General features: G+C 53.1%; 15 protein-coding genes. 6 read left to right on the top strand and 9 right to left on the bottom strand.

Translation table 11 applies throughout. The features are described 5' to 3' along the window. The first annotated feature begins 321 nt into the window (after positions 1–321). The 5 genes from pyrB to ABT56_RS21695 all read left to right on the top strand — a co-directional run bounded on the left by pyrB (position 322) and on the right by ABT56_RS21695 (position 4,093). Positions 322–1,251, top strand: a complete 930-nt coding sequence (gene pyrB, locus ABT56_RS21715; protein ID WP_047881017.1) for an aspartate carbamoyltransferase — start codon at positions 322–324, stop codon at positions 1,249–1,251. A gap of 15 nt (positions 1,252–1,266) precedes the next feature. Then, the gene (gene pyrI, locus ABT56_RS21710; protein ID WP_047881016.1) at positions 1,267–1,731 is read left to right on the top strand and encodes an aspartate carbamoyltransferase regulatory subunit; all 465 of its coding nucleotides are present in this window, start codon (positions 1,267–1,269) and stop codon (positions 1,729–1,731) included. 247 nt (positions 1,732–1,978) lie between these two features. Beyond that, complete coding sequence (locus ABT56_RS21705) at positions 1,979–2,803, top strand: serine protease family protein (protein ID WP_053062598.1); 825 nt, start codon at positions 1,979–1,981, stop codon at positions 2,801–2,803. A gap of 278 nt (positions 2,804–3,081) precedes the next feature. Next, positions 3,082–3,558, top strand: coding sequence for an arginine repressor (locus tag ABT56_RS21700; RefSeq protein WP_047881015.1), 477 nt, complete (start codon positions 3,082–3,084; stop codon positions 3,556–3,558). Positions 3,559–3,706: 148 nt separating this feature from the next. Beyond that, the gene (locus ABT56_RS21695) at positions 3,707–4,093 is read left to right on the top strand and encodes an enamine/imine deaminase (RefSeq protein ID WP_047881014.1); all 387 of its coding nucleotides are present in this window, start codon (positions 3,707–3,709) and stop codon (positions 4,091–4,093) included. A gap of 96 nt (positions 4,094–4,189) precedes the next feature. Here ABT56_RS21695 and idi read toward each other — a convergent pair whose 3' ends face one another. The 8 genes from idi to nudF form a co-directional block, all read right to left on the bottom strand. Further along, on the bottom strand, positions 4,190–4,717 hold the full coding sequence (gene idi, locus ABT56_RS21690) for an isopentenyl-diphosphate Delta-isomerase (RefSeq protein WP_047881013.1): 528 nt from the start codon (positions 4,715–4,717) through the stop codon (positions 4,190–4,192). A 69-nt stretch (positions 4,718–4,786) separates the two neighbouring features. Continuing rightward, the gene (locus tag ABT56_RS21685; protein WP_047881012.1) at positions 4,787–5,512 is read right to left on the bottom strand and encodes a 1-acylglycerol-3-phosphate O-acyltransferase; all 726 of its coding nucleotides are present in this window, start codon (positions 5,510–5,512) and stop codon (positions 4,787–4,789) included. 142 nt (positions 5,513–5,654) lie between these two features. Further along, positions 5,655–7,922 carry a DNA topoisomerase IV subunit A gene (gene parC, locus ABT56_RS21680; protein ID WP_047881011.1) on the bottom strand — a complete coding sequence of 756 codons (2,268 nt, stop codon included), beginning with the start codon at positions 7,920–7,922 and terminating at the stop codon, positions 5,655–5,657. A gap of 100 nt (positions 7,923–8,022) precedes the next feature. Further along, complete coding sequence (gene parE, locus ABT56_RS21675) at positions 8,023–9,906, bottom strand: DNA topoisomerase IV subunit B (protein ID WP_047881010.1); 1,884 nt, start codon at positions 9,904–9,906, stop codon at positions 8,023–8,025. Positions 9,907–10,021: 115 nt separating this feature from the next. Further along, complete coding sequence (gene yqiA, locus ABT56_RS21670) at positions 10,022–10,606, bottom strand: esterase YqiA (RefSeq protein ID WP_047881009.1); 585 nt, start codon at positions 10,604–10,606, stop codon at positions 10,022–10,024. Then, positions 10,607–11,431: a 3',5'-cyclic-AMP phosphodiesterase gene (gene cpdA, locus ABT56_RS21665; RefSeq protein WP_047881008.1), complete on the bottom strand. Its 825-nt coding sequence runs from the start codon at positions 11,429–11,431 to the stop codon at positions 10,607–10,609. A 27-nt stretch (positions 11,432–11,458) separates the two neighbouring features. Continuing rightward, a complete protein-coding gene (locus ABT56_RS21660) occupies positions 11,459–11,887 on the bottom strand; it encodes a DUF1249 family protein (RefSeq protein WP_084722460.1) in 429 nt (142 codons plus the stop codon). Between the two features lie 9 nt (positions 11,888–11,896). After that, a complete protein-coding gene (gene nudF / locus ABT56_RS21655) occupies positions 11,897–12,550 on the bottom strand; it encodes an ADP-ribose diphosphatase (protein ID WP_047881006.1) in 654 nt (217 codons plus the stop codon). 291 nt (positions 12,551–12,841) lie between these two features. On the opposite strand from nudF, the gene tolC reads away from it, so the two are divergent. Then, a complete protein-coding gene (gene tolC / locus ABT56_RS21650) occupies positions 12,842–14,143 on the top strand; it encodes an outer membrane channel protein TolC (RefSeq protein ID WP_047881005.1) in 1,302 nt (433 codons plus the stop codon). Positions 14,144–14,232: 89 nt separating this feature from the next. On the opposite strand, the gene hldE is transcribed toward tolC, so the two are convergent. Beyond that, the gene (gene hldE, locus ABT56_RS21645; protein ID WP_047881004.1) at positions 14,233–15,663 is read right to left on the bottom strand and encodes a bifunctional D-glycero-beta-D-manno-heptose-7-phosphate kinase/D-glycero-beta-D-manno-heptose 1-phosphate adenylyltransferase HldE; all 1,431 of its coding nucleotides are present in this window, start codon (positions 15,661–15,663) and stop codon (positions 14,233–14,235) included. Positions 15,664–15,756: the final 93 nt, after the last annotated feature.

Raw genomic sequence — 15,756 nt, 5'->3', positions numbered from 1 at the left:
TAAGCCCCCGTTTTCACCTCCCAGAATATCCCTTTGTTTTGCATAAAATCCCAACAAATGAATACTTTAGGCAAACGCTTGCGTTCACGAAAAATGGGGGTATAATCCTTCGCAATTTGTCTAGAGAGAGATAAAAAATGTCCTGTTTAGTTCTGCTTACCTGCTTGAACTCACGCCGATTCTCGGCGGCAGCACCGTTTTTTGTTCTTTCTGTTAAGTATCCAAGAAGCCTCCTTTTTTAAGGGGGCTTTTTTTTGTCTGTCACACACTGACGGCAGGCAAAAAACGTTCATCATCGTGATCAAAGAGGGAAGAGAAGCCATGGCGAATTCGCTGTTTCAAAAGCACATCATTTCCATTCCGGAACTGAGTCGTAGTGAATTAGAACTCGTTGTCGAGACGGCAGGTAAACTCAAGGCCGAGCCGAATCCAGAGTTGCTGAAGAACAAGGTTGTTGCAAGCTGCTTCTTCGAACCATCCACCCGTACCCGCCTGTCGTTCGAAACGGCAGTTCAACGCCTTGGCGGCACTGTAATCGGCTTCGACAACGGCGGAAATACATCACTGGCCAAAAAAGGCGAAACACTTGCCGACTCGGTTCAGGTCATCTCTTCCTATGTCGATGCATTCGTCATGCGCCACCCGCAAGAAGGTGCAGCACGCCTAGCAGCAGAGTTCTCCAACGGCGTGCCAGTCATCAACGGTGGCGACGGAGCCAACCAGCATCCAACCCAAACCCTGCTGGATCTCTTTACCATCTACGAAACCCAAGGCCGCCTCGACAACCTCAACGTTGCCTTCGTCGGCGACCTGAAATACGGCCGTACCGTCCACTCGTTGACCCAGGCTCTGTCGAAATTCAACAACATCAATTTCTTCTTCATCGCACCTGAAGTTCTGGCCATGCCAGACTACATCTGCGAAGAACTCGATGCAGCCGGGATCAGCTACAGCCTGCACAGCAACATGGAAGACGTGATCCCTGAGCTGGATATCCTCTACATGACGCGGGTCCAGAAAGAACGTTTCGATGAGTCTGAATACGCCCACATGAAAGCCGCGTACATCCTGACTGCCGCGATGCTGACCGAAGCCCGTGACAACCTGAAGGTTCTTCACCCTCTTCCTCGTATTGACGAAATCACCGTAGATGTAGACAAAACCAAGCACGCCTACTACTTCCAGCAGGCAGAAAACGGCGTCTATGCACGCGAGGCCCTATTGGCACTGGTACTGAACGAAACTATCTAAGCAGGAGAAACAACAATGGCAAAAGAAACACAACTGCAGGTCGAAGCAATCAAAAACGGTACCGTCATTGACCACATCCCTGCCAATATCGGTATCAAAGTGCTGAAACTGTTCAAGATGCACAAGACCAACCAGCGCGTCACCATCGGCCTGAACCTGCCGTCTTCTGCACTGGGCGCCAAGGATCTGATCAAAATCGAGAACACCTTCCTGACTACCGAGCAGGCGAATCAGCTGGCCCTCTACGCACCAAAGGCCACCGTCAATCAGATCGAAAACTACGAAGTTGCAGGAAAGATGAATCTGTCTCTGCCAGAGCAGATTAATGCCATCTTCAAATGCCCGAACAGCAACTGCATTAGCCACGGCGAGCCCGTCGACAGCAGCTTCAAAGTGCTGACTAAAAACGATGACGTTCAACTGAAATGCAAGTACTGCGAAAAGGTTTTCTCGCGCGAAATTGTCACCGAGAACAACTAATATCACGGCACAGGTGACCAAAAATACGCTCACCTTTATAGGGGGATAAACAGCTAAACCTGTCTCACTAAAGACATTTTCTGCCCCATGACTAAGAAAGCCCGCTCACCCTTGAGCGGGCTTTTTTATTCTCACATCTAACGCAGCCTTGCCCTTTCCCCACCCGCTACCTTTTACAGTCTAACTAGTGTGCTGACGCCAGAAACAGCCGGCCACAGCACCAACAATCGACAACAAGGTCAGTAGCATGAAAGATACCCCAACAAGCGGCAATGCCGTTTCTCGGCATATCCTCCCCGCTCTGCTCATGGCAGCAAGCAGCCTCGCAGTAAGCGGCTGCGTAACCAGCAACGGCAACATCGATACAGCAAGCCATCATCAAGCGAACAAAATGCTCGTGATCGGTGTGCCGATCCTACTCGGTGGATTCGGCTCCGGCGTTCCCATCAGCCATGACTACATCATCACCGCCAAGCACGTCGCCCGGCTGTCATGGGATATGGACGTCATTCACCATCCCTACTGCGATTTATCACTAGTAAGGCGGCACTCCGATACTGTGCCATCCTGGGGGCTCATCTATCCCGATCAGGCCGTTACCCACCAAGGCTATTCCCTACTCGGCACCGCCGTCGAAGGGAAAGGAAAGTACCTGCAAGATGTCATCGACACCAATACCGATTGCCTCTACTCACTCAGTGACGCCCCTGTTATGTCAGGCATGAGCGGGGGGCCGGTTTTCAACCCCGCCGGGGAAATCGCCGGAATCACCGTTGCGATTGTCGACAACCCCGAAGAACTCGACAACCTACTTCCCGCGGCACGCTACAGCCAGTTTGTGCCGGCAACCATTATTTTCGACTGGCTCAAGGCGCTCGGGTTCTCCCCCCGCTCCGGCAGCAATGCACTCAATGAAATCCAAGTTTCAGACTATGTCACCCACCTCAACCGACGAGACCAACAAGCATCCCAAAGCGAAAACCGTCGTTCTGCAAATATGCATATACCGTCAGCAAGCGATCACGATGGGTCAATGGAGCTGGCTGCCCAGAACCCGGAAGATATCAACTAATTCACTATTTTTAGGCTTTATCAACAGAATTTAATTCGACAGAGACTCGAAATGTATGGCGTATTGTTTTGGTGACTGCGGTCAACAAATTGCCTCGGTTTTGTTGCTATGATTCCCCTGCAATATTATGCAACAAAACTATTATGTCCTGTGACATATCCCAGCTGTGCCCTTTTTTTGTCTTCATGCAAACCTTCTACACTGAAGGCCAGCTGGCAATAAGAAGATACGATCTATACCAATGAAACAACAAGGAGTTGCCCGTGAGTGGATTCAATATGCACGGAGCGATGGATGTCTGCCCTGAAGAAAGCATGACAACGGCCTGCAAGCGCCTGTTGCAACAACAAAGCTTCTCCACCCAGGAAGAAGTCCGTCATAGCCTAATTGAAATGGGATTTGAGGATGTCAGCCAGTCAACGGTTTCCCGGCTGCTATCCCGACTAGGCGTAGCCAAAGTACCCAATGCCTACGGTAAAAAAGTCTACTGCCTAACTGTAGAAAACGAACCGGTACAGGTCAGTTCATCCATTGCGTCACAAATCGAGTTTATCACCCACAACCAATTGGTCGTGGTCGTCAAAACCCATCCCGGCGGGGCCCAACTGGTCGCCCGGCTTATCGATATCCAGCCACACGCTGAAATTCTCGGCACAGTGGGTGGCAACGACACCGTGATGGTTGCACCGCGTGATATCTCGCGGATTGATGAATGTGAGAAAGTGGTAAGAACCCGGCTCGGCGTACCCGCATAAGCACCGCCTAGACCCGCTCTACCTTGCCAGCCTTCATTCCTGCTATGAAGGCTTTTTCATCTCAGCGGCGGAAACCTTTTGACCCCGACGCTATTGGGTTGCAAACTAAGTCATTCCTAACATCCCAATCCAACAGTAAGGATTAGCAATGACTCAAGTTCTTCACACTGATCAAGCACCTGCAGCTATCGGCCCATACGTTCAAGGTGTAGACCTAGGCAATATGGTTCTAACCTCAGGCCAGATCCCGGTTAACCCGCAAACAGGTGAAGTAGCAGAAGACATCGCCGATCAGGCTCGCCAATCACTTGAAAACGTAAAAGCCGTTGTTGAGGCCTCAGGTCTTAAAGTGGCTGACATCGTGAAAATGACTGTTTTCGTCAAGGACCTCAATGATTTCGGTACTGTCAACGAGGTATACGGCAAGTTCTTCGATGAGCACAACGCCCCTTACCCAGCACGTTCATGTGTTGAAGTGGCTCGTCTGCCAAAAGACGTAAAAATTGAAATTGAAGCTATCGCAGTTCGCAAATAATCGCGCTGTTGCTTCAAGGTGCTGTCACCTAAAACACAAAAAAGCTGCCTGATGGCAGCTTTTTTATAGCCGAAGCTTTATAGCCGAAACACCCCATCAGGCCGCGATGGCGTGGGATAGTACCTGCGGGAACCAAGCAGTGAACAGCTCTGGCGATACCTCTACCGCCTCAACCAGCTCTAGCTCTGGCCACCAGCGGTATGCCATCACTTCGTCAGGATTCGGCTCGAACGCCAGCTCGTCGGTACAGGCAATCAGAACATGATCAAGCTCATGTTCGACAAGCGCATTGTCCAATTGCGCACGGTAAATGAAATTGGCAACGTCTTCCAATGCGCTAACACCCGAGATCCCCATCTCCTCTTGCAAACGGCGGATCCCAGCTTCTACTATTGTCTCCCCCTGACGAGGGTGCGAGCAGCAGGTGTTGGTCCACAACCCACCGCTGTGGTATTTGCCCAACGCACGCTGCTGCATCAGGTATTCTCGACCATTGGCACCTTGGCGGTACAACAGCACAGAAAATGCCAGATGAAGAGCGCCATCTCGATGCGCCTGCATCTTCTCCTGCAGACCAATGGGCTGTCCATCAGGCGAGACTAAAACAACCTGTTCTTCAATCATCACGTTATAACCATATAAACAAAAGGACACGCATAGCATGTCCTTATTGGGCGGTAGGATCGCACGGGCTCAGGCTGCTGAGCGGCGGGCGGCCTCTGCGTTGATGTCGCTCAGCTTCTGCTCCATCATGCTACGGCAGCGTTCGGAAAGCTCGCGAACATCTTCCTTGGTCAATCCTTCGGTCGACACTGGCGGCAAGATTTCGACAATCACCACCCCGTTATTCCAGCGGTTAAGTTTAACATGCTCGGTCGAGCTACACACAATCGGCACCACAGGAACTGCCGCGCCAATCGCCGCGTGAAATGCTCCGGTCTTGAACGGCAACAGCCCGCGGCCACGGGAACGGGTCCCCTCAGGGAACATCCAAACCGATACCTTGCGCTGCTTGATTTTCTCAACAACCTGACCAATGGTACCGACCGCCTTGGCGCGGTTGGCGCGGTCAATCAGGATATTACCGGTCAGCCAGTAAAGCTGCCCAAACAACGGCAACCAGACTAGACTTTTCTTACCAACCGTCACGGTCCGTGGCATAACCGCACCGGCAACCGTAAACAAATCATAATTATTCTGGTGGTTAGCGATATAAACGCTAGGCCCTGCCCGATCAGCCCCTTCCGGTACTCGGATTTCCAGCTTGATGCCAAAGACCCGGGACATCTTGCTGAACAGGCGGCCAAATGTACGGACATGCTTAGGGTTGCGCGGGCTCAACAAACAGTAACCGCAACCAAACACAAACATGACAAAGGCAAAGATCGCCACAGCAATCATGCGCAAAACAAAAATCATGGACTTCTCCTCAGCGTACAAGCGTTCGCTAGTATACTCAGGCCGCAGGAAAAAACATCCTTTATGTGGAGAAATTAGACCACTGTGCCAATAGGTATAAAAAAGCCCTCCTGATGGAGGGCCCAATATCAACAGAGCGAGATTACTCGGATTCTACCTGTGATTCCGGGGCGTCAATCTCCATCCGGGTAACGCGCTGCAACCCGCGAGGGAGCATCGCACCACGGCGGCCGCGCTCGCCACGGAAGTTATCCAGATCAGACGGCTTGAGGCCTAGCTTGCGCTTGCCGGCATACAAGGTGATATGACTGCCCTGCGGCAAGACCACCAAGTGTGACAGGAACTCCTCCCGAGCCTTGGAGCGCGCAGAAGGGATATTGATGATCTTATTACCCTTACCCTTGCCAAGCTGCGGCAGCTCCTTGATCGGGAACAACAACATCCGGCCTTCATTGGTAATGGCCAAGATTTCATCGTTGTCCAAATCCCCAACCAACTGCGGCGGCATCACCTCGGAACTTTCCGGCAGAGTCAGCAGTGCCTTACCGTTCTTGTTCTTGGAGACCATGTCGGCACACTTGCAGATAAAGCCATAGCCCGCATCCGAGCTCATCAGCCACAACTGGCTCTCTTCGCCCATAATGACCTGACGCATCTGGCTGCCCGGTGTCAAATTCAAGCGGCCGGTGATCGGCTCGCCCTGACTGCGCGCCGATGGCAACGAATGAGATTCCAATGCATAGCTGCGGCCATCGGATCCAAGGAACAACGCAGGCTGGTTGCTCTTGCCTCGGGCATGGCACAAGTAGCCATCGCCCGACTTGTAGCTCAGCGTGCTCGGGTCAACATCATGCCCTTTGGCATGGCGGATCCAGCCCTTCTCAGACAGCACCACGGTGATCGCCTCAGACGGGATCAGCTCGCGCTCGGTTAGCGCCTTGGCTTCCTCTCGCTCAACCAACGGTGAGCGACGTGCATCGCCGTAGGTTTCGGCATCTGCCAGAATTTCTTTCTTGATCAAAGTATTTAGTCGGCGCTCGGAACCCAGCAGCTTCTCAAGCTGATCACGCTCCTTCGACAACTCGTCCTGCTCGCCACGGATTTTGATTTCCTCAAGCTTCGCCAACTGGCGCAACTTGATTTCCAAAATCGCATCGGCCTGAATCGCACTCAGATCAAAGCGCGACATCAATTCCGCCTTCGGGTCATCCTCACTGCGGATGATCTCAATCACCTCGTCGATATTGAGGTAGGCGGCCAACAAGCCCTCAAGGATATGCAGGCGGGCCACAACCTTGTCAAGACGGTACTGCAAACGGCGGCGAACGGTCTCGCGGCGGAATACAAGCCATTCGCTCAGGATTTCCACCAGCCCCTTCACTTCCGGACGGCCATCAAGCCCCAGCATGTTCAGGTTAACCCGGAAACTCTTCTCCAGATCCGTGGAGGCAAACAGATGATTCATCAACTGGTCGCAATCGATACGGTTAGAGCGCGGCACAATCACGATGCGAGTCGGGTTCTCGTGATCCGACTCATCACGCAAATCCTCGACCATCGGCAACTTCTTCGCCCGCATCTGCGCGGCAATTTGCTCGAGCAGCTTGGAGCCAGAGACCTGATGCGGCAGCGCCGTGATCACGATGTCGCCGTTCTCCTTATGCCATACCGCGCGCATCTTGATGCTGCCGCGGCCAGTACGGTAGACCTTCTTCAGATCAGCCTTAGAGGTAATGATTTCAGCTTCTGTCGGGTAATCAGGCCCTTGTACAAACCCCATCACCTCATCCAAATCCGCCTTGGGATTATCGATCAAGTGAACAGCGGCATTTGCCACCTCGCGCGCGTTGTGCGGCGGGATATCGGTCGCCATACCAACAGCAATACCGGTAACACCGTTAAGCAGGATATGCGGCAGACGTGCAGGCAGCATCTTCGGCTCTTTCATTGTGCCGTCGAAGTTCTGCCCCCAATCAACTGTACCCTGACCTAACTCGCTAAGCAGGACTTCCGAGAAACGAGACAGGCGCGATTCGGTATAACGCATTGCGGCGAACGATTTCGGATCATCCGGCGCACCCCAGTTACCCTGGCCGTCAACTAGCGGGTAGCGGTACGAAAATGGCTGGGCCATCAGCACCATGGCTTCGTAACAGGCCGAATCGCCATGAGGGTGGTACTTACCCAGTACGTCACCGACCGTACGGGCCGATTTTTTGTATTTCGCAGTTGCCGACAGGCCAAGCTCGGACATCGCGTAGATAATACGGCGCTGCACCGGCTTGAGGCCGTCACCGATAAACGGCAAGGCACGGTCCATGATCACGTACATGGAATAATTGAGGTAGGCGTCTTCGGTAAACTTCCGTAGCGGAAGCTGTTCCACGCCGTCCATTGAGACATCGGTCATCGTTGGGTATTCCGTTCAAACTGTTGCGGCCGGACGCGTATTTACAGCCTCCGGCCTATCAAATCATCGTTACTGCCAGCCTCGACTGGCACAGCCGAGTTTACACCTCAGCCATATCACCTTTGGACTGCAGCCAATGGCGGCGATCTTCCGCACGCTTTTTACCCAGCAGCATATCCATCATCTCGGTGGTCTGCGCATCATCGTCGATCGTCAACTGCACCAAGCGGCGGGTGTTCGGATCCATCGTGGTCTCGCGCAGCTGCATCGGGTTCATCTCACCCAGACCTTTGAATCGCTGGACGTTGACCTTGCCACGCTTACTGCTCAGGCGCTCGAGGATCCCCTCTTTCTCAGCGTCATCCAGGGCGTAATACACTTCTTTGCCCAAATCGATACGGTACAAAGGCGGCATCGCGATATAGACGTGGCCGGCTCGCACCAGCGACTCGAAATGCTTCACGAACAATGCGCATAGCAAGGTAGCAATATGCAGACCATCCGAGTCCGCATCCGCAAGGACGCAGATCTTACCGTAGCGCAGGCCACTCAGGTCATCACTGTCAGGGTCAATACCCAATGCCACCGAGATATCATGCACCTCCTGCGACGCCAGTACCTGATCGGCCGAGACTTCCCAGGTGTTAAGGATCTTACCGCGCAGCGGCATGATGGCTTGGAACATACGATCACGTGCCTGCTTGGCCGAACCGCCTGCCGAATCACCCTCTACCAAGAACAGTTCGGTACGGTTGAGATCCTGCTGCGAACAGTCGGCCAGCTTGCCCGGCAAGGCCGGACCCGAGGCGATCTTCTTGCGCACGACTTTCTTGCTGGCGCGCATCCGGCGGTGGGCGTTGGCAATACAGACTTCGGCCAATTGCTCAGCAAGCTGCGGACGCTCGTTCAGCCACAGGCTGAAGGCATCTTTCACTACCCCGGAGACAAACGCCGCACACTGACGTGAGGACAGGCGCTCTTTGGTCTGGCCGGCAAACTGCGGATCCTGCATTTTCACCGACAGGACGTAGGCACAGCGATCCCAGATATCATCAGCCGTCAGCTTCACGCCGCGCGGCAGCAAGTTACGGAATTCACAAAATTCGCGCATCGCATCCAGCAGGCCCTGACGCAGGCCATTAACATGCGTACCGCCCTGAGCCGTCGGGATCAAGTTGACATAGCTTTCGCCCACCAGCTCCCCGCCCTCAGGCAACCACAACAATGCCCAGTCGGCCGCCTCGGTCTGGCCGTGGAAGGCACCGGTAAACGGCTCTTCCGGCAGTAGGGTATAACCTCTGACGCCTTCTAGCAGATAGTCTTTAAGGCCGTCCTCGTAGCACCAGGTCAGTGTCTCGTCGGTATTCTTGTCGGTAAAGACAATCTCAAGACCCGGACACAGCACGGCTTTCGCCTTGAGGTTATTCTTAAGGCGAGACACCGAAAATTTCGGGCTATCAAAATACTTGGTATCGGGCCAAAAATGGACACTGGTCCCTTTCGCCCGGCGGCCACAAGTGCCGATCACTTCCAGCTCAGACACCTTATCGCCATTTTCGAAGGCAATTTGATAAATCTGGCCATCACGCTTGACGGTGACCTCGACACGGGTCGACAAGGCATTCACAACTGAAATACCTACCCCGTGCAGACCACCGGAAAATTGGTAGTTCTTACCTGAAAACTTACCGCCTGCGTGCAGCTTACACAGGATCAGTTCAACCCCGGATACCCCTTCTTCAGGGTGAATATCCACCGGCATACCACGGCCATCATCGATAACCTCCAGCGACTGATCGGCATGCAGAATCACTTCGACTTTACGGGCATGCCCAGCCAATGCCTCATCGACACTGTTATCGATGACTTCTTGGCCCAGGTGGTTAGGGCGGGTCGTATCGGTATACATACCCGGACGGCGGCGAACAGGCTCAAGGCCGTTCAGAACCTCAATGGCTCCAGCGTTATAGCTTTGCTCTGTCATAATTACGGAAAGTTACGGAAATTTGCCACAATAGTCAGTAACCCCAGCGAGGATGTCAAGCTAGGGTCGATGAAGTGCCCCACAATTGTAAATCGGGCGTAAGCGTTAATCGGCTCTACAAGCCAAGAAATGTGATGATTTGCGCAGGGTAGCGTTCAAATCCGACAAAACTGTGGTCACCCTCTGGTTCTACAGTCTGGCGGCAATACGCGTATTTTTCCACTGCCTGGCGATAATCGAGAATTTCATCCCCTTCTTGTTGCAGCAACCACAGCAGCTCAGGGGAAGATAACTGGGCAACATCCATTTCACGCAGCTCGTTCATATGCTCGGGTACCAGCAGGTAACGCTCTCCGGTATATGGGTTTTCCTGCTCACCGAGATAATCCTGCAGCAGCTCATAAGGCTTCACCGCCGGGTTAACCAACACCGCAGGCAGGCCATAGCGGTCGTTAAGCCATGTTGAGATATACCCGCCCAACGAGCTACCTACCAACCCAATCTGGTATTCGGCAGACAACGAACCGACAAGTTCGTCTATATAGGCCTGGGCCTCTGCCGGGTAGCAGGGCATCTGCGGGATCTCCACCCGGATATCAGGACGTTCCTGGCGACAGTAGTCAGCCATCAAGGATGCCTTTACCGATAGCGGGGAACTATTAAAACCATGAATATAAAGTAGTAACGGTTTCTTTTTCATTCAATAACCCGCCGAGTCGAAATGAGGAGTAAACTGATGGCCTTCCACTCGGTGCACCTGAGTTTGGATACTGCCATCAGGCAAAAGCTCCAATACCCGCCAACCAGGGCTTTGGTGATCTAAAGAAAAATCATGGGAGTCAGGCTGGAATTGAATGCAGGTCGACGGTGTCGCCAACACCCTCACGCCGCGGTACTGGCGGTCAAGAGCTTGATGAATATGGCCGCACAAAACCGCATTGACCTGTGGGTGTCGTTCAACCACCTGCCAAAAACGCTCGGCATTATGAAGCTGGTGCTGATCAAGCCACGTACTCCCGGCCGGTAGCGGGTGGTGATGCAGCAGTACCAGCGCGTGCCTATCAGGATAAGCCGCCAAGGCCAAATCCAGCATCGCCAACTGTTCGCTGTTCAGCTCGCCGTGCGGCACGCCTTTCACTTGGCTGTCGAGCAGGATCACCTGCCAGTGATCGCCAGCGAGTACCTGGTGGCAAGGTTTGATCTGCGGGGATGGCAACATAGCCTGCATACTAGGCTGATAATCGTGATTGCCCGGTAACCAGAAACAAGGTTGGCTCCAACGCGCAATCCCATCGCAAAAGCGACGGTAGGACGCTTCCGTATGATCTTGCGAGATATCCCCCGTCGCCACGATGGCCTCGAACGGGCATGCAGACGCCTCTACCGCATCAAGCACGGCATGAAAACTGTCTTTAGTCGCGACTCCCAGCAAGCTGCCGCTTTCATCGGCAAAGAGGTGGGTATCTGTGATCTGGAGGAGAACCACCTTGTCGGGGTTCGCTTGGGGCAGAGTAAAGTTCTGCAAAACGTCTAAAACCTTGTGTATCAATAACTAACAAACCGACTGTCTGCTGATCCCATTTTTCAGACAATATACCAACCAGTCCCCGAGAAAACGGTTCACCTGATGTTTTTCGTCTTTTTGGTGCATCCGCAAATTGGGGTAATCATACCTTGGCTTCAACCTAGAAGTCTGTTGGGCGGAACACACTTCTGCGACCCTGGCATCATGGTACAAACGGACTGACATTCGCGGGATCAGGTAATCGGGCAACGTCTCCTGCGTTCGCAGGCAGAGCTCAACCACCGTGGTATAACGGGTTGACTCGGTGACAGTCAGGCTATATTCCTGATCTGCAACACCATAAACGCACTTATCACCAACCTGATCACTTTTTGGTAGTAGTGGAAGCAACTTCGCATAGTTGGTTTCATACAACCGCATAATGCCAGCGAAATCAACAGTGTACTTTTTATTCAATCGGTATCCTCACGGCAATGGGAGGTCTTGGGCTGCCTCTTGCAACTTTCGGTAGTTCAACTGCAACCATTGTAGTGCAATGATCGAGGCTGCATTTTCAATTTTACCAGATTCTACCCACTGGTAAGCCTGCTCCCTCGACAACCCCCTAACCCGAATGTCCTCGCCTTCTTCAGGAAGGCCGTGGATCCCATCGGCCTTGCGACTGTCGGCTATACCGACAAATACGTCCAGTGTCTCGGAGCAACCGCCCGAGCTCGACAGGTAACGGGTGATCTTGTGCAGCTCGCCAACCTCCAAGCCGGCCTCTTCGACCGCCTCGCGGCGAACCACCTCCTCCGATACCTCTTCCGGCTCGATGATGCCCGCGACAATCTCCAACTGCCACGGTGCACAACCCGCCGCGTAGGCGCCGACCCGGAACTGCTCGATCATCACCACGCAATCCCTAACCGGATCATAAGGCAGCATAGCCGCCGCATGGCCGCGTTCAAACATTTCACGGTCGACCGGCTCGCTCCATCCCCCAGCAAACAGGCGATGACGAAAACGATATTTGACCATACTGAAAAAACCTTGATAAAGCGGAGCCTTGCCAAGCACTTCAACATCGTTCGCCGTAAATTCCTCGCAACGGCCAACTGTCTTTGATGTTTTCACCATCTTACCTATTCCTTTATCTGGGTATAACTGAGCGAATAATTCGCCAGCAAGCAGCATAACAGACTATTTTTTCATGCCTGATGCTGACTAACAATGATTTAATTCAACAATTGTGACAATTCTTGTTAAATTATTTAAGTCAAAATTTCAATATGAATAAATTACAATCACGAATAGAATAAGAAAAATACGTAAATTAAAGTAAAACTTCGAATTAATCAGTTTCCAGCAAGGATTCATACGATAAACTGGAGCCTTGCTCATTTTTTGTCAGGACCAGGAAAGGCATCCATGAAAAAATTGCTTCCGCTCTTCGTTAGCTTTGCGCTTGGCGGTCTAAGCCACAGTGCACTGGCTGATGATCTCGCCGAAATCTATCAACAAGCCAAACAGAATGATCCTCAGTTGCTCCGTGCAGCAGCCGATAAAGATACCGCGTTCGAGGCGATTAACGCTTCACGCAGTGCCCTGCTACCACAAATTAACCTCACCGCAGGCTATAACACTTTCTTCCTAGACGGTAAGGATAATCCTGACGGTTTCAATGCAGGCCTCAGCCTTGGCCAAGAGATCTATAACCGCGCAAGCTGGGTTAGCCTAGACATCAGCGAGAAGCAGGCCCGCCAACGTGATGCCGCCTATGCCGCCACTCAGCAAGGTCTGATCCTGCGTACTTCCGATGCCTACTTTGCCGTTTTGCGCGCAATGGATGATCTTGAGTTTGTCCGTGCCGAGAAAGCCGCCGTGGGCCGCCAGCTAGAACAAACCAAGCAGCGCTTCGAAGTTGGCCTATCAGCCATCACCGATGTGCACGATGCCCAGGCCCAGTACGACAGCGTACTGGCAGATGAAATCCTGGCAGAAAACGCCCTGACTAACAGCTACGAAGGCCTACGTGAAATCACCGGCCAAGAGCACACCAACCTAAATGTGCTTGATACCCAGCGATTTGCTGCCAGCGCCCCACAGGGCAAAGTACTGGATCTCGTCAACGGTGCTGAACAAGAAAACTTGAGCCTGCTGTCATCACGCATCGCTCAGGATATCGCCCGTGACCGTATCGCCCTAGCAGAATCCGGCCATCTGCCGACCCTGTCGTTCAATGCCGGTTACAGCTACGACGAAACCCGTGATGTCAACGGTAGCCTGGACGACGGTACCATCAACGCAGGTATCAACTTGGCACTGCCTGTCTACACCGGTGGCCGTACGACCTCTGAAGTGAAACAGGCCCAGTACTCATACGTTGCAGCCAGCGAAGATCTGGAAGCGTCGTACCGTAGCGTCGTCAAAGATGTCCGCGCCTTCTACAACAACATCAATGCATCGATCGGTGCCCTGCGCGCCTACAAGCAATCTGTGGTATCTGCCCAGTCAGCCCTTGAGGCAACCGAGGCCGGTTTCGATGTGGGTACCCGTACCATTGTTGACGTACTGGATGCGACCCGCCGTCTGTATGATGCAAACCGCCAGTTGTCCAATGCCCGCTATGATTACATCATCAGCCAGCTTCAGCTCAAGCAGGCTGTCGGCAGCCTCAACGAGCAAGACATCCTGGATGTCAACGCCGGTCTGATCACCGCCAAGAAATAAGCGGGGCTTCCCCCTAGGTAGAAATATCAGATACAAAAAAGCACCCGTCAGGGTGCTTTTTTTATACGCTATCGCTTAGTGAGTGACGGTTAGCCACGACCGCCACGGATAGCCTCGATGATTTCTGTCGTCGAACAGCCATCTTCAAAGTTAAGCACGCGAACCTCACCGCCCGCGGCAATCACTTCCTTGCCACCGGCAATTTCTTCCGGCTTGTAGTCACCGCCCTTAACCAGAAGGGTTGGCAATACTTCACTGATCAGGCGCTGTGGTGTTTCCTCGGTGAACGGCACTACCCAGTCAACCGCACCCAGACCCGCCAATACCGCCATGCGACGATCTTCCGGGTTAACCGGACGACCAGGCCCCTTAAGCGCCTGCACAGAACTATCTGAATTAACCGCGACAATCAAACGATCGCCTAGCTTGGCGGCTTCATTGAGGTAGGCAACATGGCCGGCATGCAGGATGTCAAAACAGCCATTAGTCATAACCACTTTCTCGCCACGAGCACGGGCAGCCTTCACCGCTGCAATCAGCTGGCTTTCGCCCACGACACCAAAGCCGCTATCCTGACTGCCGTGGATCGCATCGGTCAGCTCGATAGTCGATACCGTCGATGTACCCAGCTTACCAACCACCACACCAGCGGCCGCATTGGCAAGCTTGCACGAGTCTGACAGCGACTTGCCTGCCGCCAGCGATGCCGCCAATACGGAAATAACCGTATCACCAGCACCGGTCACATCGTAGACCTCTTTGGCCTGAGTCGGCATATGCAAAGGCTCCTGGCCTTTCTGCAGTAGAGTCATGCCGTGTTCGCTACGGGTCACAAGCAGCGCTTCCAGATCGAATTTCTCGATCAGGCCCAGGCCCTTGGCAACCAGATCCTCATCCGATGTCGTCTTACCGACTACAGTTTCGAATTCCGACAGGTTAGGGGTCAACAAGGTCGCACCACGGTAACGCTCGAAATCCGCCCCTTTAGGGTCGATCATCACAGGCACGCCAGCTTTACGAGCTAGCTGAATCATCGCCTGAACATGCTCAAGTGCGCCCTTGGCGTAATCCGATAGAATCACCGCCTTGGCCGATGCCAGAGACTGCTCGACGCGTGGCAGGATCAAATCCGCATTGACATTATGGAAGCCTTCTTCGAAGTCCAAGCGGATCAACTGCTGGCCACGGCTCATTACGCGTAGCTTTGTGATAGTCGGGTAATTTGGCAGTGATACAAAATCACAGTGTACCTGCAAAGAGCTCAGCTTTTCGGTCAGCGCCTTGGCAGGCTCATCAATCCCGGTCAGGCCAACCAGACGGGCATGACCGCCCAGCGCAGCAATGTTCATCGCCACGTTGGCCGCGCCGCCAGGACGCTCTTCAACCTGATCAACCTTTACAACCGGCACAGGTGCTTCTGGCGAGATACGGTTAGTTGGCCCATACCAGTAGCGATCCAGCATTACGTCGCCAACAACCAGTACTCCTGCTTGATCATAATCAGGAAGGGTCAGTTTCATTTTTTTCTCCGGGATTGTAATAACCCCCAAATCTTACCACAAAGCCAATTTGCCATGCACCCAAGCCTGGGGGAATTCAACGATATATATACC

Source organism: Photobacterium aquae, from assembly GCF_001029445.1.
GTDB lineage: Bacteria > Pseudomonadota > Gammaproteobacteria > Enterobacterales > Vibrionaceae > Photobacterium > Photobacterium aquae.
This window is presented reverse-complemented; position numbering and strand designations above follow the sequence as displayed.